This is a genomic window from Microbacterium sp. A94 (assembly GCF_051842855.1).
Taxonomy (GTDB): Bacteria; Actinomycetota; Actinomycetes; order Actinomycetales; family Microbacteriaceae; genus Microbacterium.
The window spans coordinates 1,066,564-1,089,600 of record NZ_JBPXMU010000001.1; the positions used below are offsets into that span (position 1 = coordinate 1,066,564).

Genomic DNA, 23,037 nt, shown 5'->3' on the forward strand with positions numbered 1-23,037 from the left:
CGCATCTCCCTCCCGTATGTGTTGCAGTGAATCAGTTGGCAGACTTCGCCCGCTCGAGTGCGCCGTTCATCGTGTCGATGAGCTGCTTTCCGCCCTGTGCATCGATCTCGGCGACGAAGGCATCCCAGTCGTCGAAGGAGCGCTGCCCGGTGACGAAGGCAGCGGTTGCCGCCATCACGGCATCCTTCAGCTGCGTGTCCAGCAGGGAGTTCTGCTCGAGTTCAATCTCGTCGAGCGGAGCAGCGGGAGCTACCGGGACGATCTCCTTCACAGCGAGCACCTGGTCGGTCCATTCCCGCGTCTCATCTGACATGACAGACTGCAGCAGGTCCTTGGAGGAGCCGTTCGCCAGCAGGAAGACACCGTTGGAGTAGCCGAAGTCTGCGTTGAGCTTCTTGGGTGCGTCCGGGTTGAGAGCGTTCCATCCGATCTCGGGCAACAGCTCGCGCTTGCCGTCAGCATCCTTTGTGAAGGTCTCGCCCTCCACACCCCACTGGGCGAACTCGATGCCCTCGTCGGAGTAGTACAGCCAGTCCACGAACTGCAGCATGGCGAGGAAATTGGCATTGTCCTTCGCGTCGTCCGAGATCATGACGCCGGAGGAAAGCCGGCTGCCTGTGAGGTAACCGCCGGCGGGCCCGCCCGGAAGAACAACCATCTTCAGCGACGCCTCGGTGTTGCCAGCATCCGCGAACTTGCTTCGGTAGCTGTTGATCTCCTGCGTGTTGCCGGAGATAGCAGCGGTCTGACCGGAGACGAACTTCTGAATGGCCTGGTCATCGCTCTGCGTAATTTCGGGGTCGAGCAGACCGGCATCGACAAGACCGGCCGCGTACTCGAGCAGCTCCTTGTAGCCGTCAGTCGTCCCGGTGAACTGGAACTCGCCGGAAGCCTCGTCGAAGCGGTTGTTGCTGTATCCCCAGCCGGCGATCGTGTCGTAGTTGGGGGCGATGTACTGCAGCATCGCACCCAGTGGCTGCGAATCCGTCCATCGATCTGACATCGCAAAAGAGAGGTCGGGGTTCGCCGCGGTCACCTCGGCCAACTGCTCGGCGAATTCCTCCCAGGTTTCGGGATCTTCGGTGATGCCCGCCTTCTCGAAGAGGTCTTCGCGGATGACAACCGAGTACTGCACATCGGGGATCTCTCGAACTCCGGGGAGCAGGTAGTACTTGCCATCCGCCTGGCGGTGAGCATCAAGTTCGTCCTGCAGACCCCAGTCCTTCGCCTTCTGTTCGAAGTTGGGCATGTACTGCACGTAGTCCGAGACCGGGAGCACCGCGCCACCCGAGACGAACTGCGTTTCCTGACCGGGATACGTGACCGGAATCAGAGCGGATGCATCGCCTGCTCCCACGAGCAGCGACTTCTTGTTGTCCCAGTCGGCGAGCGGAATATCAGTGCGATCGAAGGTGACGTTGTTGTCTTCTTCGAGGTGTTTGAAGACCGACCAGTCCTCCTGCACGGAGTAGTTGGGGTGGTCGCGATACATCAGCGAGAATTCGACGGGCTCGGTCGCCTTGAACGTAGTTCCGGCAGCGAAGTCCTCCATCGCTCCGACGGACTGGTCCGCACCGATCTCGCCCGCTGCGCCTTGTTCGTCACCTCCATCCGCGGGTGACGAACATGCTGCGAGTGAGATCGTGAGGGCGGCAACGATGCCGACCGCAACGCGTTTCTGTGACGTTCTCATGGTTCTCCTTAGTGACGGTCTTTCGGGTGGTTTCGTCTCGCGTTCAGCCCTTGACGGAGCCGAGCATCACGCCCGAGACGAAGTACTTCTGGATGAAGGGATAGAGACAGACGATGGGCAAAATGGTGAGCAGCATGGTGACTGATTGGATATTGGCGCCGATTTGGACGGCATCCCCCGCTCCACCGGTGATCGCCTCGGTGCCGGTGGCCGACGCGATCAGATTCCGGAGATACATGGTCACCGGGAACAGGTTCTTGTCGTCGAGGTAGAGGAATGCGCCGAACCAGGCGTTCCACATGCTCACGGCGTAGAACAGGGTCATCGTCGCCAACACCGCTTTGGACAGCGGCAGCACGACTCGTCCGAGCGTTCCATACGTGGACAGGCCGTCGATGGCCGCTGCTTCTTCCAGCTCCGTCGGGAAGTTCTCGAAGAAGGACTTCATGACGAGCAGGTTGAACACCGAGATCGCACCAGGCAGCACGATCGCCCAAATGGTGTTGCGCATGCCAAGCACGTTGCCGATCAGGATGTAGTTCGGGATCATGCCGCCGGAGAAGAACATCGTGAAAACGGCAACCCCGATGAAGAAGGAGCGCCCCTTCAAATACGGCCGACTGATCGCGTACGCGTACGTTGTCGTCAGCACCATGGCGATCAACGTGCCCAGCACGGTGTACACGATGGTGTTGCGGTAGTTGATCCAGAACATCGGATCGCTCAGCACGACGATGAACGTCTCGGTGTTGAACCCGCGCGGAATGAGGTTCACCTCGCCCGCGGCGATGTATCCCTCCGAAGAGAACGCTTTCGCGAACAGGTTCAGGAACGGATACAGGATCACGCCGGTGATGATCAGGAGAACGATCACGTTGATGACGCGGAACACCCGATACCCGGTCGACTCCCTGATTGCGCCATTCTCTCGCCGCACCGATGCGATGTCGGGGGTGGCGATGGCTTCGGTCACCACAGAGATGCTCCAACCGTGCGGCGCGAAATATAGTTCGCGGAGAGGATAAGGACAAGACCGATCAGCGCCTCGAACAGTCCCACGGCCGTGCCGTAGGAGAACTGCGCTGACTGGATGCCGACGCGATACAGGTAGGTCGAAATGACGTCGGCGGTCGCGTAGATCAGCGGGTTCTGCAGGAGCAGAACCTTTTCAAAACCGACGGCCATGAAAGTGCCGATGTTCAGGATCAGCAGCACCATCATGGTCGGGCGGATGCCGGGAAGAGTGATGTGCCAGGTCTGCTGCCAACGGTTGGCTCCGTCGATGCGAGCAGCTTCGTAGAGTTGATCATCAAGCGTCGACAGCGCCGCGAGGTAGAGGATCGTCCCCCATCCGACGGTCTGCCAGACCTCGGAGGTGATGTAGATGGAGCGGAACCACTCCGGCCGCTGCATGTAGGAGATCGCATCGCCGCCGAGAGCTTCCACAATCTGGTTGACCGTGCCGTTGAGAGACGTGATCTGAAGAACCAGGCCGGCGACGATCACGATCGACATGAAGTGCGGCAGGTACGAGATCGTCTGCACGATCTTCTTGAATCTGCGCGAGCGCAACTCGTTCAGCATCAACGCCAGCACGATCGGCAGCGGAAAGCAGATCAACAGCGTGAGAGCGCCCAGGACCACCGTGTTCCAGAAAACCTGCCAGAACTGAGCGTTGTTGATGAACATCTCGAAGTAGTAGAAGCCGACCCATTCATCGCCGAGCATCGATCCACCGGGGCGGAATCGGCGGAACGCGATGATGTTTCCCACCATCGGCGCATACCGAAAGATCAGCAGAAACAGCAACGGCAGGAGCAGGAGCGAGTAGAGCTGCCAGTCTTTTCTCAGCGCTCGTTTCCACGAACGGCCAGGGCGAAGCTTCTTGTCCGCTTTGCGTCGCTGCGCCGGTGTTGGCGCGACCACGGTCGCTTTCGTGCTCAGTTCGTCAATCACCGCCATTGAATGACTCCTTTGTCTTCGCATTCTGGGCTCGGCACACGTGCCGGCGGACGCTCGTGAGTCGAGCGAGAGAAACTATCGTGGACTTCGTCGATAGCGCTTTTCAGAACGTAGACCGCGGGCGCACTGCAAGTCAAGCTAACTTTCAGAAGTAGTCAGAATTTGGCCCGTTTTATCAATGGAAAACGTTCGCAAGGTTTGCAACGTTTACGTGAATCGGTGAGTTTTACTCCCGCTGGCGCCTTGCTGATATATTTCGTCCAGAGCCCCGAATCCGCAGGTAGCAGAAACTGGTCACCGATGACTTCTCCCGTTCCCCGGCGTAACACCGGTCAGTCGACGATCGCTTCGGTCGCCGCCGAGGCCGAAGTGTCTGTGCCCACGGTCTCCAAGGTGCTCAACGGCCGACCCGGCGTATCTGACGCGACGCGGGCGCGCGTAGAAGCAGTGATGCGCGAGCGCGACTTCCGCCGCAGCGCCCGCGGACCGGCACCAGCGCGTGTCCCCCTCGTGGACCTCGCCTTCCACGAGTTGTCCTCCACCTGGTCGATCGAGATCATCCGCGGGGTCGAAGCCGCGGCGGCGGACGCCGGGGCAAGTGTCGTGGTCTCAGAGTTCAGCGGCAAGCGACGGCCCCAGCAGAGCTGGATGGACGCAGTGCTCGCCCGCCGCCCCGTCGGCGTGATCCTGGTGCTGTCGGCGTTGGAGGAACAACAGCAGCACCAGCTCGAGAGCAGATCGATTCCGTTCGTCGTCCTCGACACGGCCGGTGAGCTTCCGCCCGGCGTCGCGACCGTCGGCTCCAACAACTGGAACGGCGGCCTGGTGGCCACGCGACACCTCGTTGAGCTCGGTCATCGGCGGATCGCGGTCATCTCCGGCCCCGAGGATCTGCTGTGCTCACGTGCGCGCATCGATGGCTTCCGAAGCGCCCTGGGCGCTGCGGGGCTCGCCGTGCACGCGGATCTCATCGTCCACGGAACATTTGAGATCGAAGCGGGCTATGAGCATGCTCGCCGGATGCTCGTTCGCCAGGACCGCCCGACCGCGATCTTCGCCGGCTCAGATCTGCAGGCGATCGGAGTGTTGCGCGCCGCGGCTGAGCTCGGTCTCGCTGTGCCCCGCGATCTTTCCGTGGTCGGCTACGACAACCTTCCTGTGACGCAGTGGTTCAGCCCGGCCCTGACCACCGTGAACCAGCCGCTCAAAGCCATGGCCTCAGCAGCGACCACGATGTTGATGCAGCTCGCACGCGGTGAGAAGCCAGCGTTGTCTCGCATCGATCTGGCAACTGATCTCGTGGTGAGAGAAAGCACCGCACCGCCTCTGTCAGGGAGTATTTGATGGCATATTTCGATATGGCGCTGCCCGCACTGCAGGAGTATCTGCCCGAACTGGATGAGCCGGCCGACTTGGATGCATCCTGGACGGCGACGCTCGCAGATGCTCGCCGGCATCCGACGATCGTGAGCATCGAGCAGATCGATACCGGACTCGCGATGATCGACACCTGGGATGTGACGTTCGCCGGCTACGCCGGCGACCCCATTCGTGCCTGGTACTCGCGCCCCGCCGGCGTCACGGGCACTCTGCCGGCGGTCGTCGAATACCTCGGCTACGGGCGTGGTCGAGGACTCGCGCACGAGCGCATCACCTGGGCAGCTGCCGGATACGCCCATCTGCTGATGGATTCACGGGGGCAGGGCGGTCAGTACGGCTCGGGCGGCGCTACCGCAGACCCGCACGGGGCAGCACCGGCAGCACCAGGGTTCTTGACGCGGGGCATCCTCGATACCGAAACGCACTACTACCGACGTCTCATCACCGATGCGGTGCGAGCGGTTGACGCGGTGCGCGCGCTGCCGGGCGTCGACGGTTCGCGGGTGACGCTGGTGGGTAACAGTCAAGGCGGTGGACTGGCTCTCGCAGCCGCCGGGCTATCAGATTCGCTCGCCGGATTGATCGCGAGCGTGCCGTTCCTGTGTCATCCCGCTCGCGCACTGGAGATCACGGAGCAGCACCCGTGGGGCGAGGTACTGCAGTTCCTGTCGGTGCAGCGCGGAGCCGAGGCCGAAGTGATGCGCACCCTGTCCTACGTGGATGCGGCGTCCCTGGGTCGGCGCTCTGACGCCCCCGCGCTGTTCGCGGTTGGGCTCCGCGACTCGATCTGCCCTCCGTCGACCGTGTTCGCGGCGTTCAATCACTACGGATCTCTCAGCGGGAATGAACCAGAGAAACAGATCGAGGTCTACCCGCACAATCATCATGAAGGCGGTGACGCGCATTTCGTGCGGCGATCGCTCGCAGCGGTTGCGCAGTGGGCACCGAGTCCGTTGAGCGCGGCCGCAGCCTTGGCTACAGCTCGCTGACGCTTCCCGCCTCAACGTGCCAGCGTCGGTTCGTCGTCACGGTGTCGAGCATCCGTCGATCGTGCGTCACCAGCAGCAGCGTTCCGGCATAGGACTCCAGCGCCTGCTCGAGCTGCTCGATCGCGGGCAGGTCGAGGTGGTTCGTCGGTTCGTCGAGCACGAGCAGGTTCACGCCTCTTGCCTGCAGGAGCGCCAGGGCCGCACGGGTGCGCTCCCCCGGTGAGAGTTCGTCGACCGGGCGATCGACATGGTCGGCTCGCAGGGCGAACTTCGCCAGCAGCGTGCGCACCTCACCGGACGCCATCTCCGGCACGAGTTCCTCGAAAGCCACAGCAAGCGGCTGGTGCCCTGTCAGCAGCGAACGGGCCTGATCGATCTCACCGATTCGGATGCTGGCGCCGAGGCTCGCCGTGCCGTCATCCGGTTGCTGTCGTCCGAGCAGCGCCCGCAGCAGCGTGGATTTCCCTGCGCCGTTGGGGCCGGTAATGCCGATCCGATCGCCCGCGTTCACCTGCAGCGAGACCGGGCCGAGCGTGAACGCACCCTGTGAGTAACGGGCGCCGCTGAGCGTCGACACCACGGAACTCGAGCGCGGCGCCGCTCCGATGGTGAATTCGAGCTGCCACTCTTTACGCGGCTCTTCGACCTCGTCGAGCCGAGCGATGCGGCTCTCCATCTGCCTGACTTTCTGCGCCTGCTTCTCACTGGATTCTGTCGATGCCCGGCGTCTGATCTTGTCGTTGTCCGGAGCCTTTCGCATCGCATTTCGCACGCCCTGGCTCGACCATTCCCGTTGCGTGCGCGCACGTGAGACGAGATCGGCCTTCTTGTCTGCAAACTCGTCGTACTTCTCACGCTGATGACGACGCAGCGTTGCCCGCTCTTCCAGATACGAATCGTATCCACCGCCGTAGATGCGATTACTTCCCTGTGCGAGATCGAGTTCCAACACCCGCGTCACACAGCGCGCCAGGAACTCGCGGTCGTGGCTGACGAGAACGACGCCGCCGCGCAGGCCGCGCACGAACGCCTCCAAACGTTCCAGCCCATCCAGGTCGAGGTCGTTGGTGGGCTCGTCCAGGAGGACGATATCGAAGCGCGAAAGAAGCAGCGCGGCCAGTCCGACACGGGCGGCCTGACCCCCGGAGAGCGAAGTCATCGCAGCCTCTGTGAGCTGCGTGTCGCCCGATTCGAGCCCCAGATCGGCGAGCACTGCCGGGATGCGCTCTTCCAGATCTGCGGCGCCGCTGGCAAGCCAGCGCTCCAGTGCCGTCGAATAAACATCGGCTGGGTCTGCCCCACCGGCATCCGCTCCTGTTGTATCGCCGAGAGCAGCGGCGGCGGCATCCATGTCTCTGGTCGCCTGTGCGCATCCGGTGCGCCGACCGATGTATTCGGCGACCGTCTCCCCCACGATGCGCTCGTGCTCCTGTGGCAACCACCCGACGAAGGCATCCGCTGGCGACAGCGCGATCGTACCTTCCTGGGGCTCATCGATGCCCGCGAGCAGACGAAGCAGCGTGGATTTTCCCGCACCGTTGGCGCCGACCACACCGATCACGTCGCCGGCGGCAACTGTCAGATCCAGCCCATCGAACAGTGTGCGGTGGCCGTATCCGCCGGCAAGGTCTTGAGCGACGAGCGTTGCAGTCATTGCTCAATCCTTGCATCGCTTCGGCGCTCGGATGCTAACGTCCTGTCTGTGTCTGATCTCAATGACTGGATCCGTCTCTGCAACCTCGTGGACGACGACCCTGAACTTCTTCCCACTGTGCGATCTGCCGCCGCGAGCGGTGACGATGAAGCGTGGGCAGCGCTGCTGGACGGCCTCGATGACGCGGGGGCTCTCGCGTATCTGGATCGGGGTGACACCGCTGTCGAACTCGCCGATGCGCTGGCCCAGCTTCCCCGCGTCTTCGCCTCCGGTGCTGAGGTCGATGAAGTCGGTGATGTGGACGGGCCTCTGCCTGTTGCGATCGCTCGAGCAGACAGCATCCTGGCTCCTTTCGGGCTTCGTGCGGTGTATCTCGAAGAAGACGCCGAGTCTTTTCCTCTGGTTGTCGTGCCGGCGTCGAATGCGGCTGAGATTCTCGAGATCGCAGAGCGGCTGGGCTTCACCGCACGCGTGTTCTCCTGATCGGATGCTGTAGCAGACTGATCAGATGGATGATCTGCACGTGCCACCAGGGCCGGGTGCTCCGCACGGGCTGCGCATACCCGCAGCTGACCTGGTCGAGCAGTTCTCTCATGCTTCGGGCCCGGGCGGCCAGGGGGTCAACACCACCGACTCTCGGGTTCAACTCAGCTTCGATATCGCAACGACGATGGCGTTGAGCGACGTTCAACGTCGACGTGTGCTGATGAGACTTGCCGATCGGCTTTCCGGCTCGGTGCTCACCATCACTGCGGCGGAGCACCGGTCGCAACGCCGCAATCGCGTTGCGGCGAGAGAGCGGCTGAGCGCTCTGCTGCGTGATGCGATCGCGCCGGAGGCCGTACGCCGTGCGACCAAACCGACCAGAGGCTCGCAACGTCGCCGGTTGGACGGTAAACGCCAGCGGTCTGAGACGAAGGCGGCACGCCGACGACCGGGATTCCCGGACTGATGGCGCGAACGTCAGTTCTGAGCGAAGCGTCCGCGCAGTGCGTCGATGCCCTGTTGCGCGCCACGCCGAACGTCGACTTCCGGATCCTTCAGCAGCGGTCGCATCCGGTCGATGTCGTCGAGTGATCCGACCGCGCCGAGGGCTCGGACCGCCGCGACGCGGACGCGTGGCACGGTGTCGGTGAGTAGACGTGCGAGAGCCGATGCCGCTGCCAGTTCACGCGCGGCAGCGACGCGCGCAGCCATCTCGCGTACGCGCCAGGCCGGGTTGCTCAGGGCATCAAACACGGCCGGTGCTGCCGAGTCTTCCCAGACGTAGAGCAGAGCGCGAAGGCCCCACAGCTCCGGCCAGTAGAGAACGGGGGCGCCATCGAGGATGCCCTTTGCATGCTCTCCTCCGACGAAGAGCAGGAAGTCTTCGCCCTCGTTGTTGCCGGCGAGCAGAGAAAGCGAGCGTTCGATCACACCGGCCTCGGTGTATCGCTCGACCGCAGCCGCCAGTCGTCGTTCAAGGGGCAGATCGACAGGAATGGAGGCGGAGTCATCCGCAGAGTTTCGAGGCACAGATCAACCCTAGGCTCTCAGCAGCATTCCTGCGAGACGCGGAGAGTCAATCCCAGTCGAGATACTCCTCGATGATGACGGCGGTCTCGATCGGGTGCGTCGCCGGGAACAGATGATCGGCACCGCTAACGGTTTTGATGCTGGCGCGCTCTGGCGCGGTGGCCTGCAGCTTCTCAGCATCCGCAAACAGGTTTTTCTTGTCCTCGGATGCCTGAACGATCAGAACCGGGATTGCCGGGGCAAGCGGAATCTGCTCGTCTTCGACTCCGAGCAGCAAGAGACCGTTCACACGGTCGCCGTGTGTCGCAGCGAAAACTCGGGCCACGGTACCGCCGGCCCCGTACCCGCCGATCCAGGTGTCTGCGAGTTCGAGGTGGTCGATCACCGCAAGGGTGGCTGCCACACGGTCGCTCATGGGCACGTCGACGCCGTTCGACTGACCACGAGATTCGATTCGGACGACGTGGAAGCCTGCTTCCTCTGCCAGGTAATGCGAAACGACTCCCAGCCCGTCTGCGTCCAGATCTCGGTCTGAGATCAGCACCAGCGACACCGGGCCTTCGCCTTCGTCGATATACGGCACGACATGGCGTTCCGTTTCAAAGATGCGCTTGTGCGTCACTGTCGTCTGTCCTCCTGTGTCGTCGATTCATTCCACCACCGCTGCGAGCGAAAGGGAACGCCACCACGTTACCGGTTGGGGATCGGCGTGGAACCGTGCGCGAGACACGTACAGTCAAAGAAGGAGCTGATTTTGGTTCCCCAATGATGGGAGTCCGGATGTCCGGCACTACTCAACCTTCCGCTCACGCCCCCACCGACTTGCTCACCCTCGGGTTGCTCGCGGGCTCGTCGATGGAGAACGAACGGCGACTTCCCGTACATCCCCACCACTTGGACCGGATCGATCCAGACGTGCGCGCGCGGATGATTGTCGAGCGTGGCTACGGCTCTGACTTCCAGCTGGAACCTGGTTACGTCGAGTCACGCGTCGGCCGGATCGCGGAACGATCCGAAGTGCTCGAATCTGCTGATGTCCTCCTTCTACCCAAGCCACAAGCTGCGGATGTGGCGATGATCCCGGAGGGCCGTGTGCTGTGGGGATGGCCGCACTGCGTGCAGGATGCGGAGATGACGCAGACGGCGATCGATCGCCGGCTCACACTAATCGCCTTCGAGGCGATGAACCATTGGGCTCCAGGCGGAGATCTCAGCCTGCACGTGTTCCACAAGAACAATGAGTTGGCCGGCTACAGCTCGGTACTGCACGCTTTGAGATTGATCGGCTCGACGGGTGATTATGGGCCTCGTCTCAGCGCGGTTGTCATCGGCTTCGGCGCCACGGCACGAGGTGCCGTGACGGCGCTGAACGCGCAGGGGATCCACGACATCCAGATTCTCACCCAGCGTGGTGTCGCAGCCGTCGCTTCACCAATTCACAGCGCGCACATCGCCCAGCTCAACACCGACGGCGGCGCGACCCATCTCAGTGAGGTCCTCACACAGAGCGGCAACGTCCTGCTCCCAGAGTTTCTGGCATCGCACGACATCGTCGTCAACTGCACTTTCCAGGACGTCGCTGCGCCGTTGACCTATCTGAGGACAGCGGACCTGGAGCATTTCGCTGCGGGAAGCCTAATCATCGACGTTTCGTGCGACCTGGGCATGGGTTTCGAGTGGGCACGGCCCACCACATTCGAGGAGCCGATGTTCACCGTCGGTCACGGTGTGAACTACTACGCCGTCGACCACAGCCCGTCGTACCTGTGGAACTCATCCACCTGGGAGGTCAGCGAGGCCATCCTGCCGTTCATGCGAACGGTCATGGAAGGGCCGTCCGCATGGGCGACGAATGTCACCCTCTCCCGCGCGATCGAGATCCAGGACGGCGTCATCAAGAATCCGAGCATCCTGAGTTTTCAGAATCGCAGTTCGGACTATCCGCACGCGCTAGCCGTCTCGGCGCCCTAGTTCTGATCCGCCTTGCTCCGCGTTCGTGCTGGCTCTAGCACCGGCAACGCGACGATCGTGCAAACATTGGGTGCGGACAACGTGGGTAATCCGCAACGGCAGCTCTCAGAAGGGATGAATATGGCACAGGATTTCGGGATCATCATCTCCCAGGGCCGCGTTGCGGACCGCACGGATGGTGCGCTGCGAGGAGCGCTCGCGGCCGGGGATGCGTTGAGCGCCTACCTCGGTCGCACTCCGGTCATCGTCGGGACGCCTTCTCCAGCAACGGTAGACGACTGGAGTGTCGCGCTTCCCGCTGCACGGCAGACGTTGGAGGGCCTGCGGGATGCCGTCAGCGCTGTCCTGGATGCCGGTCAGGTGCCGCTTCTTCTGACCAACACGTGCGCTGCGAGCTTGGGAACACTGCCGACAGTCGCGGCCCGTCAGCCCGGAGCGGTCGTGCTGTGGATCGATGCCCATGGAGACTTCAACACCCCGGAGAGCACCGGCTCCGGATACCTCGGTGGAATGGTACTCGCGGCCGCATGCGGGCTGTGGGACAGCGGCCACGGCGCAGGTCTGAATCCGGAGCAGGTCATCGTCGTGGGTGGACGCGATATTGACCAGATCGAGGGTGATCTCCTGGTAGAAGCCGGCGTTCGCGTGCTGCCTCCGAGTGAAAGCACTCCGGCACGCGTGGCGGAGCTGGTAGCCGGCCGTGACGTGTGGATCCATGTCGACTGGGATGTGCTCGAGCCGGGTTATATCCCCGCGGCATACCGCGTGCCGGACGGGTTGCTGCCGCATCAGATCGCTGACATCTTCGCGGCGCTCCCGGCGGATCGCGTCAAGGGCGTGGAACTCGCAGAGTTCGAATACGGTGCTCCCGAAGTCCCGTCACCGGTCAGCATCGAACTCATTCTCGAGACATTCCAGGCTCTGCGGCGCTGAGACGAGGTGGCCGCTGCCTCAGATGCGTCGGTTGCGTCGGCGCTAGATGACAGCCACGATCTTGCCGCGCGTATGGCGCGCACGCATTCCGGTTAGCGCTGCATCAATTCCATCGAGACCGATGACCTGTGCGATCGGCACCACAAGACGGCCGGCGGCCACTTGGTCAAGCAGGTCGGTCAGCATGATGCTGAGGTCGCGGCGGTGGCGATCTTCGCCGTGGCTGTAAGCGGCACCAAGAGAAATTTCGTGAACCGATGGCGAGATGCCGAAAGACGGAATCGCGTGCAGATCCGGCAGACCTGCGATGCAGGCGATGCCACCGGCATACCTCAGCATGGCGAGGTGGCGCGTGGCGCTTGCTGAGCTGACGGCGTCCACGATTGCATCGAGACCGCGGCCATCATTGGCAGCACGAATCTGTTCGGCTGCATCTGCGGCGCGGGAATCGATGATGGCGGCGGCTCCGAGGAGCATGACATCCTCATGCCCGTGCGAGGCAAGTGCAATAACGTGCGCACCGGCCTGCGCGGCAAGCTGCACGGCGAATCCGCCAACTCCCCCGGTGGCTCCAGTAATGAGGACGCTCTGCCCCGAACGGACAGTGAGCCTGCGGTGTACGGCTTGATACGCAGTCATGCCGGCGCACGGAACGGCTGCTGCCTGGGTAAAAGAGACGCCGTCCGGGATCCGTGCCAGAACTTCCGCGCGGAATATGGCGAACTGTGCCGCCGCACCGGGAGCGCGGAGGTCGCCGTGAGCGGCGACTCGATCACCAACGCGCCACTCGGTGACGCCATCACCGATCGCGTCGACGACACCTGCTGCGTCCAAGATCGGCACGTGCGGCCAGGACCACTCCGCGTTTCCCGACGCGACAAGGTCTGCATCCACAGGATTCAGGCCGACCGCCTCAACCTTGATCCGCACGTGACCAGGACCCGTTTGCGGGATAGCTGAATCGACCAACGCAAGCGGCACTCCGGCCCGCTTCTGCGCAAGAGAAAGCATCGTGATGCCATCTTATACAGCCGGATGACGCTAGCCCTCAGGCTGGCTGCGTGATGCAGAGCTGCTCGCGGCCCCGCCGGCAGGCGGATCCGCATCGTTCAGTTCCTCACTAGTGCTCGCGCGCGCCAGCGACCAGCGCGGTGCTCGAGCTCGATCGGGTGCTCGGAGCACTCACTCACCAGCTCGGTCGTCAGCAGGCAGCCAAGAGACACGCCTCAGTCGCCCGCCATCGCCCGCAGCGCCGCGAGGTGCGCGTCGAAAGCCCGGCGACCCTGTGCGGTGAGTTTGACTGTGGTCGTCTGCCGCGCGTCCGCTCGCTGAGGCGAGGCCTGCTTACTCGTGACGAGATAGCCGATTTCGACGAGGTTTCTCACGGTCTTCGACAGGTTTGCCTCGCTGAGCTCTAGCGTCGCGGCAATCGCGGCGAAATCCGCATTGGCGAGCGGGCGCAGCATTGCACACAGACGCAGCCGGGTTGGCGCGTGGATCGCCTCGTCAAAGCGGGGTTCAGCCCGCATGGCGCACCTCGGCAGCATACGCGCGGTCATACGCCACGACGATGAGCGCGGTGGCGACGCCCGCGGCCACCGCGACGGCAACCACCCATCCGGTCAGACCGAACAGCGCGAATCCCAGGCTGAGTACAACCGAGAAGAAGATAATCAAGAAGAGCGGAACCAACAACCACCACCCGCGAGGACCAGCCGGTCGGGTAATGCCGAAGCCACTGCGCTTACGAAAGAGCAGCTCAACGCCGACGAACACCCCCACGCTGAGCGCAAAGGGCAACCACGCCCATGCCAGCCCGGCCGCGGGTGCCCCGATGATCAGCGCCACTCCCAACCCCTGCGCAGGTGCAGCCCACCAGGTTTCGGCCGTGATCCGTTCGCCGATTCGGCCACGGTCAGTGCTGAGATCCTCGAGCACGGATGCAGCGTCACGCTGATTCTCGAAATGACTTTCCATGCGGTTGAGTCAATCACTCAACCATTAGTTAAGCAACTTCGCACCCATGCCAGGAGATCGACCGATGCATGGCGGAAACTGATGGCGGTGCCGACTGGATGTTCGGCCGGCAGGAACTGCACGCCACTGTGGGCATCCGGGCGGCCGCTGAGCGGCGGACAGCGATCGGCTCAGTATGTGAGGAAAGAGGACGACTGAGCACGTTGCGCAGCCGTCGCTCCGGAGTTCAGATCCACACACCAACTCGGATACACCCGGAAGCCACGTTTGCCTGGCCACACTCCCGACGTGATGCCCAGCCGGGCGAGATCCGCAGCGGTGAACCGAAAGACGCCGCGTCTGCCCAGTTGCTCCACGAAGACCAGCAGCCCCGCGGCAGGATCATCTTCACTGAACGGGGTCGTCACTCCATCAGCGCCTCGCCTCCAGAAGGCGACGAATGCACCCGGTTTGGTTGGAGTGTTCCGCGCAGTTCGAATATGCCATGAGTCGCGGTCGATCTGCACGATTCCCGACTCGTAGTCGCTGTTCTGCTCCTCCGGCGCAATCGCGAGAGCGAACCCCATCTCAGCAGCGTATGCCTCGAAGGCAGGAAAGTTCACGCGACAACACTATCGCTTGAGATTGCGCCGTTCTTCCGCCAGGATCCCACCGAACCCTCCGCACAAGATGCCACCCTATGCCGGCCGGGTACTGCGCGACGCAAGCAAGCACCCAGAGCAGAGACGATCAAACATTGAAGCGAAATTCCACCGAGTTCCGGCACGGAGCACCCCCTGGGTCCGTGCCCTAAGACCCCGTGTCGGAACAGCCCCGCGGAGCGAAAGGGCGCGGCCTATACTCAAGCCATGAGGAACGAGATATCGTTCACGACCTCCGCAGACGGCACGAATATTGCGTGGTCCCGTCACGGCGAAGGGCCACCGCTTGTGCGAACGGGTACCTGGCTCACGCACCTCGAATATGACTGGTCTAGCCCGGTGTGGAGTCACTGGCTGGAGACGCTTGGCCAGCACTTCAGTTACATCCGCTACGACGCCCGCGGCAACGGGCTGTCAGACCGTAATCCGAGCGATTACAGTCTGCCTGCAATGCTGGCAGACCTTGAAGCAGTCGTGGATGCCGCGCGGCTTCCGAGCTTTGCCCTGTTAGGTATGTCGCAGGGCGGCGCCGTGGCCGCGGAGTACGCGCAGCGCCACCCGGAACGGGTCAGTCATCTCATCCTGCTGGGCGCATACGGCCGAGGCATAATGGCGCGGAACCCTGGCGCGGCGGTTCGTGAGGAGATGAAGCTCGAGCGCCAGATGATCAAGGTGGGCTGGGGGCGCGCTGACCCAATTTATCGCCGCGTCTTCACCTCTTCATTCATTCCCGGCGCGAGCGAGACGCAGATGCGTTGGTTCGATGACCTTCAACGTTTGTCGATGACGCCGGAGGCTGCCCTAGCCAGCAGCATCGCCAGAGCGAGTGTTGACGTGAGTGCCTCCGCATCCGCTGTTACCGCCCGCACTCTCGTGTTGCACGCGGATGGAGACCGCGTTGTCCCGTTTGAGGAAGGACGGCGGTTAGCGGGCCTCATCCCCAGCGCCAGGCTCGTCTGTTTGCACGGGAAGAACCACATTCTATTGGCCGATGAGCCCGCCTGGGGTGAGTTCGTCGAAGAAGTGACTGCTTTCGTCGGCGCAGCGGCAGTTAACCCTCCGACCGCTGGCCTGACGAGCCGTGAACTTGAGGTAGTGCGCCTTGTTGCCCAGGGATTGAGCAACCACGAGTGCAGCAGCCGACTGTCGATGAGCACGCGAACCGTCGAACGCCACCTCTCCAACGTCTATGCGAAGCTCTCGCTCTCGGGTAAGTCCGCGAGAGCTGCAGTCGCTGCACGGCTGACCGAACTGGAACGCGACGCGCTAGACGCGTGAGCAGTGGGTGGTTCCCGACATCCGCGCCCAGAATACGCGCGAAATGTGGCGGATATCACCGATGCGACCACCCCGGCATCGGCCTAGCGTGAAATCAGTTACACAAACCGCAAATCCACACTCTAGGAGGACGACATGCCATTCATCAACGTCAAGATCATCGAAGGCGTATTCACGTCAGAACAGAAGCACGAGATCATCAAGAATCTCACCGACACCATGGTGCAGATCGAGGGCGAGAATATGCGCTCCGTGACCTCGTGCGTGATCGAGGAGGTCGGCAGCGGTGACTGGGGAATCGCCGGGAAGCCTCTGACCACTGAGGACGTGATGACCCTCGCCCGCGGCGCGGCCGTCGGTTGAACGCCAGTTGATCGCAAAGGAGCGCCGTCCGCCTGCGAACGGCGCTCTGACGTCGCTGCTCGCCCGCGCTTGGTTCGTCGTGCGAACGGGCAGCTATCAGACCGCGTCCGAGGCTAGTTCGAGAACCGGAACTCCACCACGTCGCCGCAGATACCTACCTCAAGACTGATGCGCATCAGTCTTCGTTGACAGGGTCATGCTCACCTACGAGACGAGCTATCGGTGCACCCGCCACGTTCCAGTGGAACAGGACGAGGTGCCAGAGCCCTGGTCTCTTGCGAGATGGATCGATCAGTCCGTGCGCACCGGCTGCGACCAACCGCTCCCTCACACCCAAGGACGTGGGCTCACCGCCCGACGCGGAAACATCTTGCCACGGTGCGATCGCATCAGCCATCTCGATGCCCAGTTCGTCGAGAACCGCAGGTTCCCGCAGATCGACGATTGCGGATGCGTCGACATCAACCGAAGCGATCTCGAGCGAAGCGGATCGCGAATCCTTGTGAGCTACCATCGCGGCTTCGACCCCGTCGATGGACGAACTCAGGTACAGGGTCGGCTGGTCGGGCCGCGAATATCGGCCCGCGGCACGCGATCCTACGATTGCGAACTTGCGAAACTGGGGATCGATCGCGCGGTAGAAGGTCCCTCGAACGGTGGACATCGTCACAAGGGGCTCCACGCTCACGCGACCTTCAGGGGTGTGATCGCCGCGACCTTCTCCCGCAGTGCACGACGCTCGAGCCGCAGCTCGTAGTTGGACTGCAGATTCATCCAGAACTCCTCAGAAGTCCCGAAGTACCGCGCCAAACGGATCGCCGTACCTGCCGTGATCCCACGCTTTCCGTGCACGATCTCGTTGATCCGCCGCGGCGGCACACCGATGGACACGGCGAGCTTATTCTGCGTGATCCCAAAACCCTCGATGAAGTCCTCCATCAGGATCTCCCCCGGATGGATCGGCTCGATCAAGTCAGCCTCAGTGACAGTCGACGAGTTCGACATCTTCCGCACCTCCTTCTCTCCAGACGAAGCAGATACGCCACTGCACGTTGACCCGGATGCTGTGCTGACCACGACGGTCACCCGACAGCCGTTCCAACCGACTCCCCGGAGGAATCCGCAGATCCTCCACCTCCTTGGTCGCATGGATCAGCTCGAGCTTCCGCAGAATCGCCCTCTGCACCACTCGGTCGACGCGCTTGACGTACTGCTCATGCCAGATGCGCTCGGTGTCCTTGCTCCCGAACGATCTGATCACGCGACCAGCGTATAACGGAGGCCGTCAATAACGCTAGACGTTAAATCGGAATTCAACCACGTCGCCGCAGATAACAACCTTAGAAGTCACCATCGGCTTCGACGCTTCCGAGGCGGGCGCCAAAGCCTGCGCAGAGAACGTGAGCATCCGTCAGCGCCATCCACCAGCACGTCCAGCTAACGGGTTCGCCTCCGTCAGACGAATCCTGTTCGCCGCACGTCCAGCGGTCCGCAACGTCCGGATCCACCAGCTCGAGCTGGAAGAAGTGCCGTTCGTGAACCTCGGGCTTTGCGGGCCACATGTCGTACGATTCGACGCCGAGCGAACGAACGATCCTGGCGGTGAGGCCGGTCTCTTCCGCCACCTCGCGCACGACGGCATCCGCGGGCGACTCGCCCTCAGCGATCGATCCAGCGGGCACCTGCACACCTGTGATCTCCATCGGGAAATCGTCATGCGTAAATACGAGCAGCTTTCCTCGGTGGACGACGTACGCGACTGCCTTCTTGACCGAACGTCTGCTCACGCTCTCGATCGTCATTCCGCTTCGCCCCACCCGACCTCAGTGAGCACTTGAGCAAGCGCATCGTTCGCGCTGGCTTCAGCGTCAAACACGATCTCACCCAGTTCGGGAATCCTGTCGGACTCGCGATACCAAGATGAGACCTGTTCTTCCAACACTTCAGCTGCGAGCGTTTTCGTGCGGTGCCTCCGCAGAGTTTCGTCCAACCCGAGCTCGTAAACGAACGTGCGCGTAACACCGCGATGATCCTTCTGGAGTTGGGTGAGCATGTCGCCGTATATCTCCGAGTGAAGGATCCCCTCTACGACGACATCTAGGCCGTTGTCGAGAGCGAAGCGAGCCGACAGGTCAATGTAAGCCACGCTGAGGGCTTGGGGACGATCCCGAACGTGAAGGATCTCCCGGCGCAATGTGTCGTGCCCCAGCAACGCGACTCCGCGCGGCCGCGCTGCCCTGATCGATTGGGCAAGGAGCGACTTTCCGCTTCCCGAGTTTCCCCGAATGATTATCAGTCGTGAGCTCTGCGAGCCGGTCATCGATCTTTCGTAGCGCACCACGTTGTCACGATACGGCACCGCCGCCGCTCAGCGCCCCAAGCTAACCGACGATCGCATGATCTCTCGACGGCGGCAAGATGGGCCTCCAGCGGACGCTTCACCCTCTAAGGTTTAGTTCGAGAAACGCCATTCCACCGAGTTCCGGTACGTACCAACCTCTGGGTGTCGAACCGGTGCCGCGCATCAATCCACTGCCCACCAGGCACCTCGGATACCAGCCCCAGTCGAGCACCGGGCCTGTTGCGCCGCGTGCGATCGAAGCATAAAATGAACAAGGGTTCATTGAAAGGGTTATGGTGCCACGGACGACGGAGCAGAACGAAGCGTTGCGCTCAGCCACGCGCTCCGCTGTGGAGACGGCTGCCGTCCGGGTGTTCGCGCACCGTGGTTTCGCGGCCACGAACATGCGTCAGATCGCCGTCGAGGCGGGGATCAGCACCGGGTCGATCTACCGGCACTACGCGAGCAAGGAAGCGCTGTTCGATGAACTGATCGATCAGGCTTCGCGCGGGCTCGGGGCTGCCGCCGCGCAGCTCTCGACCGAAGGGGATCCGATCTCCATGATCCGATCCTTCACCGAGGTATACGTGGCGGACCTCGCAGCGGACAACGGCGCGGCCGAGTTCTACATGATGATAAATCAGGGCGTCACGACGGACACCCCGGAGGGAACCTCATCTCGGCTGGCTGCATCACAGAGAACGATCTGGCGGGCCTTCGCCTCGCTCATCGCGCGGGGCCAGGCTAAGGGTCAGATCGCCGAGGGAGACTCCACCCGACTGACCGCTCACTACTTCGCCATGCTTACCGGCATCACAACGTTGCACGTTGCTCTGGGGGAGGAATCCGCGGAGCCCGATGTCGACCTGATCCTACGAGTATTCACAGGAGGACCCCGATGAAGATCGAAGTCACACGTGCAGGCGAACTCGGGGAGGAATACCGACACCAGATCGCGAAAGTTCTCACGCAAGGGTTCGCCGAGGATTTCGCCTACTTCTCCAAGAACGCGGATGTACTCGCCGACGCGTTCGCCCCGATGCTCATCCTCGAGCGCTTCCACATCGCACTCGTCGACGGCGAGCCCGCCGCGGTCGCGGTCGTCACCGAAGGCGAGCAGGAGTGCTTCAAGCCGGATCGGCACGAGCTCCAGCGCGTGCTCGGTCCAATACACGGGATGATCAGCTATCGGATCATCCGAAGCCAATTCATGGGGGCCGACGACGGTGCCCGCGATGGTCTGACGGAGATTGCATTCGTCACGACAGCGCCGCAGCATCAGGGCAAAGGCGTAGCCACTGCGCTGATGCGTAGACTCCTGGAGCTGCCCTCCGACGAGTTCGTGCTGCGTGATATCAAGGACACCAACACCCCCGCCCTTGGACTGTACGCCAAACTCGGATTCACCGAGACGCAGCGACGACGCATCAAGTTCGCTAAGCGAGCTGGGTTCTCCGCGTATGTCTCGATGGGCCTCAACCGCGCGAAGGCTGATGCTTGAAGGGCGCACGAACTCGACAGCCCCGGAAGCGCGCTTCGGGGACTCTCCTCAAGTCCGGGCTCGAGAGCGAAAAACGGAATTCCACCGCATTCCGTCGGTCAAGGAATTTGCCGCTGCGAGACTGAGGTCAGGATTGCGGTCACCTACTGAAGCTCGCCGAGCACGGACACTCGCTCAGCGGGACGCAGCATCCATTGTGAAGGTCAGGAACTCACGGGCGTGTCCTGACTGAACGTGTTTCGCCAGCGGCCGTCACCCTGGACCCACAGGGAGCTCACGAACATCGCCTCTAACCCCGATCTTCCGGGCCGCCTGTAGTCAGCGCGGTAAGAGAGCATCACCGAAACCGGGGAAGCAACGATGAGTCGCGCTTGAGAGATAGCGTACGACGCAATCACCGGCCCGTTAGAAAGCTGCTCAACGTGATCTTCTCTTGCAGCGAACCCAGTCGGGTACACCCCGACGAAATCACCTGACAGCAACTCACGATCGGCAACGACATCGCCGCTGACCTGAGCGGCCCAAACCTTGGATTCAAGGTCAACGAAGAACTGCGTGTCGTGCTGGTGCATCCCACCATCGTCACACAGTTGATCGGCGTCGAACCGCTACGGCCCGGTCCTGATCTTCGGCGAGTGCTGACAACCCAAAATTCCTGGAATTATGCGCCCGCACGACGAACTCGAAATCGCCAAATTGCGTAAAGCGAGCTGTACATATCTAGCTTGCTTCACATTTCCAACGAGCTTCACAACGGAGAGACTATGAGCACCGAACCACGAACCGACACCCCAACGAGCTGGGGCCGCATCAAGTTCGCCGGAGGGCGCGTCCCCGCCATGGCGGTTGCGATCCCGGCCGGGCTGATCCTGGCCACGGGAGTTGGTGCGCTCCCACTTTTGACTGAAGTCTCCCAGGGAGACAAAGCCTTGGTCATCGCCGGCGTGTTCGCCCTCATCATGCCCTGGGGGCTCATCGGCCTCATCTGGGTCCTAGTCGTGGATCACTCAAGCCTGCGGGGAGCACTCGACAGGCCAGATGAATCGATCGAGTCAAAGTGGCTGGAAGCCGCTATGGCTGGTGCGCTCAGCGACACGATCATGCTGACAGGATTCGCGCTTGCGACGCTCGTCACCACGGGCTTCGAACTCGATGTCACCTGCGCGCTCATCGGCGTCGTCTGGGTTGCCTTCTTCAGCACAGTTGTGCGGTACCTCATGGCGAAGAAGCGGGGCTGACTGTGAAGAACTCGCTTCACGAACGCCGGCAGGACCGCGGATGGTCGCAACAGCGCCTCGCCGAAGAGCTCGGCGTCTCCCGTCAAACAGTCATCTCCATCGAACGCGGACGGTTTGACCCATCTTTGCCGCTAGCTTTCCGCCTGGCTGAGGTTTTCAAATGCAGGATCGAGGAACTCTTCGATCCCCGGTCCGAAGACACGGAGCCGAGCTGAGGCCCGATATGTAAAGGCAGACGAGAGGTCAAACCGGAATGCGACTAAACGTTAAACCTAAATTCCACCGCGTTCCGGTAGATACCAACCTCTCAATGACCAGCCAGCAGTGGCCCAGACAGGGCACAGGGGGCGAACCAGTACAAAGCCACTCGGCACACTCCCCCGCGGGATGTACGCGCTTCGGATCACCACCAGTACGCAGGGTATTGCGTACGACCCAACCTGGAGCGGACCAAACCGAACAACACGAGCACGACGGCAGCAAGCCCAGCGCAAGCAACGAAGGAGACCGGCGCATCCACCGTCATTGTTCCGATAACCGCAGTAGCTGCAGCTGGCGAGTGCGACGTGCGCGTCAGCAACATCGCGCCTAACGCAAGTCCGCCCGCAATCGCTGCCAGCAAAAGTGAATCACCCAGCAACCCGACAGCAACGCCGACAACCGCCGAGATCACCTGTCCACCAATGACGTGGCGAGGTTGAGAAAGTGGCAACGACGGCGCGCCAGCTACCAATGCCATGCTCGCTGCCATCGGTGGAATGAGCAGCACATGTCCGGACAAAGTTCCCAGCCCCACAAGCGAAGCGAGAGCTGCTATGGAGGTGAGTGTCGACACCAACACGACTGGGACCGTCGGGCGGACCGGGGCCTTACTAGTCCGAACCCACTTCATATCCAAGGTCACAGCGGCACTCCTTCAGGCTGGCGAGAACGGTCGTTCTCATAGGCTTGCTACCATAGAGAATGAACGTTCTCCATGCAAATACGAAGGACCGGTGATCAAGCATGACCCCGCAGGCCGACGTCGCGCAGCTTTTGGACGCAGCAGAGGAGCTCTTCTACGAGCGTGGGTATCAGTCCGTCGGCATGGACGCCCTCCGCACCGCTTCCGGCATGCCTCTCAAACGCATCTACTCACTCTTCAAGGGCAAGGACGCGATCGCCGTCGCCATGCTCGATCGGCGCGACGAACGATGGCACGCTTCACTCGCAGAGCGAGTCGATCGCCAGACGGAACCGGGGAGTCGGGTGCTGACAATCTTCGATTGGCTCGCGGATTGGCTCTCGGATGAAGGCCATCGTGGGTGTGCGTGGATCAACGCCTTCGGCGAACTTGGTGGAGTATCCCCGGATGTCGCAGATGCCGTACGCCGGCACAAGACCCGGCTGAAGGCTTACATGGACGACGTCGTACACGATGCCGGGGCATCACAGGCCGTAGCTGACGCGATCTTCCTTCTGGGCGAAGGCTGCATGGTAACGGCGGGGATCTCGGGAAACACTGACGCTACGGCACAAGCCAAAGAAGCAGCTTCCCGACTACTGGGGTCCGACTGAGGCATCAGCAGGCTTAGCCCTTAGAGTGATGAACCGGTCCGGGT

At 62.2% G+C, this 23,037-nt stretch carries 30 protein-coding genes; 13 read left to right on the forward strand and 17 right to left on the reverse strand.

Translation table 11 applies throughout. The features are described 5' to 3' along the window. Positions 1 to 31 precede the first annotated feature (31 nt). Genes ACSU1L_RS05265 through ACSU1L_RS05275 form a run of 3 tightly spaced genes read right to left on the reverse strand, consistent with a single transcriptional unit; the run spans position 32 to position 3,655 of the window. Positions 32 to 1,693 carry an ABC transporter substrate-binding protein gene (locus ACSU1L_RS05265; RefSeq protein ID WP_439254940.1) on the reverse strand — a complete coding sequence of 554 codons (1,662 nt, stop codon included), beginning with the start codon at positions 1,691 to 1,693 and terminating at the stop codon, positions 32 to 34. Positions 1,694 to 1,736: 43 nt separating this feature from the next. After that, positions 1,737 to 2,669, reverse strand: coding sequence for a carbohydrate ABC transporter permease (locus tag ACSU1L_RS05270; protein WP_438253402.1), 933 nt, complete (start codon positions 2,667 to 2,669; stop codon positions 1,737 to 1,739). Continuing rightward, positions 2,663 to 3,655: an ABC transporter permease gene (locus ACSU1L_RS05275; protein WP_439254941.1), complete on the reverse strand. Its 993-nt coding sequence runs from the start codon at positions 3,653 to 3,655 to the stop codon at positions 2,663 to 2,665. Before ACSU1L_RS05275 ends, ACSU1L_RS05270 begins: the two co-directional genes overlap by 7 nt. 300 nt (positions 3,656 to 3,955) lie before the next feature. Between ACSU1L_RS05275 and ACSU1L_RS05280 the strand changes: the two genes are divergently transcribed. Beyond that, positions 3,956 to 4,999 (forward strand): LacI family DNA-binding transcriptional regulator, encoded by a 1,044-nt coding sequence (locus ACSU1L_RS05280; protein ID WP_439254942.1) that lies wholly within the window; start codon positions 3,956 to 3,958, stop codon positions 4,997 to 4,999. Then, a complete protein-coding gene (locus ACSU1L_RS05285; RefSeq protein ID WP_439254943.1) occupies positions 4,999 to 6,024 on the forward strand; it encodes an acetylxylan esterase in 1,026 nt (341 codons plus the stop codon). Before ACSU1L_RS05280 ends, ACSU1L_RS05285 begins: the two co-directional genes overlap by 1 nt. On the opposite strand, the gene ACSU1L_RS05290 is transcribed toward ACSU1L_RS05285, so the two are convergent. Next, positions 6,011 to 7,678 carry an ABC-F family ATP-binding cassette domain-containing protein gene (locus ACSU1L_RS05290; RefSeq protein ID WP_438253398.1) on the reverse strand — a complete coding sequence of 556 codons (1,668 nt, stop codon included), beginning with the start codon at positions 7,676 to 7,678 and terminating at the stop codon, positions 6,011 to 6,013. The two genes, ACSU1L_RS05285 and ACSU1L_RS05290, sit on opposite strands and share 14 nt — an antisense overlap. 48 nt (positions 7,679 to 7,726) lie before the next feature. On the opposite strand from ACSU1L_RS05290, the gene ACSU1L_RS05295 reads away from it, so the two are divergent. Both ACSU1L_RS05295 and arfB read left to right on the forward strand, forming a co-directional pair. Then, the gene (locus ACSU1L_RS05295) at positions 7,727 to 8,161 is read left to right on the forward strand and encodes a DUF6630 family protein (RefSeq protein WP_438253397.1); all 435 of its coding nucleotides are present in this window, start codon (positions 7,727 to 7,729) and stop codon (positions 8,159 to 8,161) included. A gap of 25 nt (positions 8,162 to 8,186) precedes the next feature. Beyond that, entirely contained in the window at positions 8,187 to 8,630 is a 444-nt protein-coding gene (gene arfB, locus ACSU1L_RS05300) for an alternative ribosome rescue aminoacyl-tRNA hydrolase ArfB (protein WP_439254944.1), read from the forward strand. A gap of 11 nt (positions 8,631 to 8,641) precedes the next feature. On the opposite strand, the gene ACSU1L_RS05305 is transcribed toward arfB, so the two are convergent. Beyond that, positions 8,642 to 9,193, reverse strand: coding sequence for a HEAT repeat domain-containing protein (locus ACSU1L_RS05305; protein ID WP_438253395.1), 552 nt, complete (start codon positions 9,191 to 9,193; stop codon positions 8,642 to 8,644). Between the two features lie 46 nt (positions 9,194 to 9,239). Then, positions 9,240 to 9,815 (reverse strand): alpha/beta fold hydrolase, encoded by a 576-nt coding sequence (locus tag ACSU1L_RS05310; RefSeq protein WP_438253394.1) that lies wholly within the window; start codon positions 9,813 to 9,815, stop codon positions 9,240 to 9,242. Positions 9,816 to 9,973: 158 nt separating this feature from the next. On the opposite strand from ACSU1L_RS05310, the gene ACSU1L_RS05315 reads away from it, so the two are divergent. Both ACSU1L_RS05315 and ACSU1L_RS05320 read left to right on the forward strand, forming a co-directional pair. Then, positions 9,974 to 11,164 carry a N(5)-(carboxyethyl)ornithine synthase gene (locus ACSU1L_RS05315; RefSeq protein WP_439254945.1) on the forward strand — a complete coding sequence of 397 codons (1,191 nt, stop codon included), beginning with the start codon at positions 9,974 to 9,976 and terminating at the stop codon, positions 11,162 to 11,164. A gap of 120 nt (positions 11,165 to 11,284) precedes the next feature. Then, positions 11,285 to 12,097 carry an arginase family protein gene (locus tag ACSU1L_RS05320; RefSeq protein ID WP_439254946.1) on the forward strand — a complete coding sequence of 271 codons (813 nt, stop codon included), beginning with the start codon at positions 11,285 to 11,287 and terminating at the stop codon, positions 12,095 to 12,097. Positions 12,098 to 12,139: 42 nt separating this feature from the next. On the opposite strand, the gene ACSU1L_RS05325 is transcribed toward ACSU1L_RS05320, so the two are convergent. From ACSU1L_RS05325 to ACSU1L_RS05340, 4 genes are all read right to left on the reverse strand, one after another. Continuing rightward, the gene (locus tag ACSU1L_RS05325; RefSeq protein ID WP_439254947.1) at positions 12,140 to 13,108 is read right to left on the reverse strand and encodes a zinc-binding dehydrogenase; all 969 of its coding nucleotides are present in this window, start codon (positions 13,106 to 13,108) and stop codon (positions 12,140 to 12,142) included. 215 nt (positions 13,109 to 13,323) lie between these two features. Next, positions 13,324 to 13,626, reverse strand: a complete 303-nt coding sequence (locus ACSU1L_RS05330; protein ID WP_438253390.1) for a transcriptional regulator — start codon at positions 13,624 to 13,626, stop codon at positions 13,324 to 13,326. Then, positions 13,616 to 14,074, reverse strand: coding sequence for a hypothetical protein (locus ACSU1L_RS05335; protein ID WP_438253389.1), 459 nt, complete (start codon positions 14,072 to 14,074; stop codon positions 13,616 to 13,618). The genes ACSU1L_RS05330 and ACSU1L_RS05335 overlap by 11 nt, the downstream gene beginning before the upstream one ends. A 170-nt stretch (positions 14,075 to 14,244) precedes the next feature. Continuing rightward, positions 14,245 to 14,676, reverse strand: a complete 432-nt coding sequence (locus tag ACSU1L_RS05340) for a MepB family protein (protein WP_438253388.1) — start codon at positions 14,674 to 14,676, stop codon at positions 14,245 to 14,247. A 246-nt stretch (positions 14,677 to 14,922) separates the two neighbouring features. Between ACSU1L_RS05340 and ACSU1L_RS05345 the strand changes: the two genes are divergently transcribed. Further along, a complete protein-coding gene (locus ACSU1L_RS05345) occupies positions 14,923 to 15,993 on the forward strand; it encodes an alpha/beta fold hydrolase (RefSeq protein WP_438253387.1) in 1,071 nt (356 codons plus the stop codon). Between the two features lie 135 nt (positions 15,994 to 16,128). After that, entirely contained in the window at positions 16,129 to 16,356 is a 228-nt protein-coding gene (locus ACSU1L_RS05350) for a tautomerase family protein (protein WP_438253386.1), read from the forward strand. A gap of 175 nt (positions 16,357 to 16,531) precedes the next feature. Here the strand turns inward: ACSU1L_RS05350 and ACSU1L_RS05355 are convergent, their stop codons facing one another. The 5 genes from ACSU1L_RS05355 to ACSU1L_RS05375 all read right to left on the reverse strand — a co-directional run bounded on the left by ACSU1L_RS05355 (position 16,532) and on the right by ACSU1L_RS05375 (position 18,502). Further along, entirely contained in the window at positions 16,532 to 17,044 is a 513-nt protein-coding gene (locus ACSU1L_RS05355) for an RES family NAD+ phosphorylase (RefSeq protein WP_439254948.1), read from the reverse strand. Beyond that, positions 17,041 to 17,361 (reverse strand): HigA family addiction module antitoxin, encoded by a 321-nt coding sequence (locus tag ACSU1L_RS05360; protein ID WP_439254949.1) that lies wholly within the window; start codon positions 17,359 to 17,361, stop codon positions 17,041 to 17,043. Before ACSU1L_RS05360 ends, ACSU1L_RS05355 begins: the two co-directional genes overlap by 4 nt. Next, positions 17,336 to 17,617: a type II toxin-antitoxin system RelE/ParE family toxin gene (locus ACSU1L_RS05365; protein WP_439254950.1), complete on the reverse strand. Its 282-nt coding sequence runs from the start codon at positions 17,615 to 17,617 to the stop codon at positions 17,336 to 17,338. Before ACSU1L_RS05365 ends, ACSU1L_RS05360 begins: the two co-directional genes overlap by 26 nt. Before the next feature lie 79 nt (positions 17,618 to 17,696). Further along, positions 17,697 to 18,143, reverse strand: coding sequence for an NUDIX hydrolase (locus ACSU1L_RS05370; RefSeq protein WP_438253383.1), 447 nt, complete (start codon positions 18,141 to 18,143; stop codon positions 17,697 to 17,699). A gap of 11 nt (positions 18,144 to 18,154) precedes the next feature. Next, on the reverse strand, positions 18,155 to 18,502 hold the full coding sequence (locus ACSU1L_RS05375; RefSeq protein ID WP_439254951.1) for a hypothetical protein: 348 nt from the start codon (positions 18,500 to 18,502) through the stop codon (positions 18,155 to 18,157). 488 nt (positions 18,503 to 18,990) lie between these two features. On the opposite strand from ACSU1L_RS05375, the gene ACSU1L_RS05380 reads away from it, so the two are divergent. Continuing rightward, on the forward strand, positions 18,991 to 19,599 hold the full coding sequence (locus tag ACSU1L_RS05380; protein ID WP_439254952.1) for a TetR/AcrR family transcriptional regulator: 609 nt from the start codon (positions 18,991 to 18,993) through the stop codon (positions 19,597 to 19,599). After that, positions 19,596 to 20,198 carry a GNAT family N-acetyltransferase gene (locus ACSU1L_RS05385; protein WP_439254953.1) on the forward strand — a complete coding sequence of 201 codons (603 nt, stop codon included), beginning with the start codon at positions 19,596 to 19,598 and terminating at the stop codon, positions 20,196 to 20,198. The genes ACSU1L_RS05380 and ACSU1L_RS05385 overlap by 4 nt, the downstream gene beginning before the upstream one ends. Positions 20,199 to 20,401: 203 nt before the next feature. On the opposite strand, the gene ACSU1L_RS05390 is transcribed toward ACSU1L_RS05385, so the two are convergent. Next, complete coding sequence (locus ACSU1L_RS05390) at positions 20,402 to 20,770, reverse strand: DUF4440 domain-containing protein (RefSeq protein ID WP_439254954.1); 369 nt, start codon at positions 20,768 to 20,770, stop codon at positions 20,402 to 20,404. Positions 20,771 to 20,962: 192 nt separating this feature from the next. Between ACSU1L_RS05390 and ACSU1L_RS05395 the strand changes: the two genes are divergently transcribed. Together ACSU1L_RS05395 and ACSU1L_RS05400 are read left to right on the forward strand one after the other, a co-directional pair. Then, the gene (locus ACSU1L_RS05395) at positions 20,963 to 21,436 is read left to right on the forward strand and encodes a hypothetical protein (protein WP_438253378.1); all 474 of its coding nucleotides are present in this window, start codon (positions 20,963 to 20,965) and stop codon (positions 21,434 to 21,436) included. Between the two features lie 2 nt (positions 21,437 to 21,438). Next, a complete protein-coding gene (locus ACSU1L_RS05400) occupies positions 21,439 to 21,651 on the forward strand; it encodes a helix-turn-helix transcriptional regulator (RefSeq protein WP_438253377.1) in 213 nt (70 codons plus the stop codon). 188 nt (positions 21,652 to 21,839) lie between these two features. On the opposite strand, the gene ACSU1L_RS05405 is transcribed toward ACSU1L_RS05400, so the two are convergent. Continuing rightward, positions 21,840 to 22,328, reverse strand: a complete 489-nt coding sequence (locus tag ACSU1L_RS05405; RefSeq protein WP_438253698.1) for an HPP family protein — start codon at positions 22,326 to 22,328, stop codon at positions 21,840 to 21,842. Positions 22,329 to 22,441: 113 nt separating this feature from the next. Here ACSU1L_RS05405 and ACSU1L_RS05410 point away from each other — a divergent pair, with 113 nt between their 5' ends. Further along, complete coding sequence (locus ACSU1L_RS05410; RefSeq protein ID WP_438253376.1) at positions 22,442 to 22,993, forward strand: TetR/AcrR family transcriptional regulator; 552 nt, start codon at positions 22,442 to 22,444, stop codon at positions 22,991 to 22,993. Positions 22,994 to 23,037 lie beyond the last annotated feature (44 nt).